Annotated in this window: 3 pseudogenes; 2 read left to right on the top strand and 1 reads right to left on the bottom strand. The window is 70.0% G+C overall.

What is annotated here, in order from left to right:
• Nucleotides 1-854: pseudogene (locus AC5RV2_RS17590) on the top strand (ABC transporter); the annotation flags it as partial.
• Nucleotides 851-1,759, top strand: a pseudogene (locus AC5RV2_RS17585) (GTPase); the annotation flags it as partial. The pseudogenes AC5RV2_RS17590 and AC5RV2_RS17585, both read left to right, overlap by 4 nt.
• On the opposite strand, the pseudogene rplE reads toward AC5RV2_RS17585, so the two are convergent.
• Nucleotides 1,757-1,852: pseudogene (gene rplE / locus AC5RV2_RS17580) on the bottom strand (50S ribosomal protein L5); the annotation flags it as partial. The pseudogenes AC5RV2_RS17585 and rplE sit on opposite strands and share 3 nt — an antisense overlap.

Genomic DNA, 1,852 nt, shown 5'->3' with positions numbered 1-1,852 from the left:
TGGCCGCGACGTTCGGGGCGTTCGCCGACGCCGCCGATGATCAGCATGCCGCCGGCCAGCGACTGCGCAAGGTCGTGGAAGACGCCTACGAGGCGGCGACCACGCGGGCTCTCGCCGCCACGGAGGACGGAACGCTCCTCCGGGGCGAGGTGCTGGCGCGCTGGCAGGACTTCGTCGGCACCGGGGAATTCTTTCGGGGAATCGAGAGCGGCATAGGCCTGCTGCGGGACCGGATCGGCGCGTTCTTTTCCGGCAAACCCGCTCCCTCCGTCGAAGTCGAGGAAGCCATCGAGTCCGGGCTGCAGGCCGTCGTCGTCGAGGCAGCGGCCGCCGGGGCGGAGGAGGCCGACACGCGCTGGCGGACGGACCCGGCCGGGCAGGGCCTGCTCGGGCGCGACGACCTGTCCACCCCCAGCGCGGGCTTTGCGGACGAGGTAGCGCGTGAAATCCGGGCGTGGCAGGCAGACCTGCTGGACCTGATCCGCAGCGAGGGCGAAAGCAAGCGCTTCACCGCCCGCATGCTCTCCTTCGGAGTCAACGGCCTCGGGGTAGCGCTGATGGTGGTGATTTTCGCGGCCACCGGAGGGCTGACCGGTTTGGAAATCGGCGTGGCGGGCGGCACGGCCGTGGTGGGCCAGAAGCTGCTGGAAGCGGTCTTCGGCGAGGACGCCGTACGCAGGCTGGCGCGCAAGGCCCGCGCCGAGCTGCAGGAGCGCACGCGCAGGCTAATGCGCGCCGAAGCGGAGCGCTTCCTGTCCCGGATCCCGGACGTGCAGGAGGCAGGGACCCTGCGCGAACTGGCAGGGCGGCTGCAGGCCCTGGGGGCAAAGACGGACACGGGAGCCCCGGATTGAGCCGCCACCGGGGCCAGCCCGAAACCTCCCTGTTGCAGGCACGGCTGGATGCCCTGAACACGGCCGCCGAGCTCGCCGCGGGAGTGCTGCCGGAAGCGGAACTAGCACCCGTCACCGAGGTCTTGGAACGGGCCAGCACCCGCCGTTCCCTGTCTGCCGAGCACACCGTGGTCGGCTTTTTCGGTGCGACCGGCAGCGGAAAGTCCTCCCTCTTCAACGCCGTATCCGGGACGCGCCACGCCACGGTGGCGGCACGTCGCCCCACCACGTCGGAAGCAATGGCGGGAATTTGGGGAACGGCCGGCAGCGAACCGCTGCTGGACTGGCTGCAGGTGGCCAACCGGCACGTGGTGGAGGACGGGTCCTTCGCCGGGCACGGCGGCCTGATCCTGCTGGACCTGCCGGACTTTGATTCCACCGCCGTCGAGCATCGCGCCATTGTGCAACGGTTCGCCGGCCAGGTCGACGTACTGGTCTGGGTGCTGGATCCGCAGAAGTACGCCGATGCCGCCGTGCACCAAGGATTCCTGCGCCCGCTGGCCTCCCACGATGCCGTAACGCTGGTGGTGCTGAACCAGGTGGACCGGCTGGCCGAGGGACAGCTGCAACCGGTACTGGGTTCGCTGAGGGAGATTTTGCTGCGGGACGGGCTCGCCCGGGTGGATGTCTACCCGGTCTCCGCGAAGACGGGGACCGGCCTCGACGAGCTAACGGCAGCCATCACGGCCTTCGCCGACAAGCGGCAGGCCGCGGCGGAGCGGCTGCTCGCCGACGTCAGAAAGGCAGCCCGGGCCCTGGCCGTTGAACCCGAGGCGGAGCCGGCAGGCGTCAGCAAGGCGTCCAGGAGCGTGTTGGCCGAGCAGTTGGCGCAGGCGGCAGGCGTGGACGCGATCAGCGACGCCGTGGGCGCCGATCGGCATGCCTTCGCGCAGCTTGAACTGGGCGATGGACTTGCGGGCCTTGGTGATCTGTGGCTTCTGACCGGTGATCTGGGTCAG

This window comes from Arthrobacter sp. Y3225116 (assembly GCF_059091245.1).
Note: the sequence above shows the minus strand (reverse complement) of the source record. Positions and strands in the feature narration are given on the sequence as shown.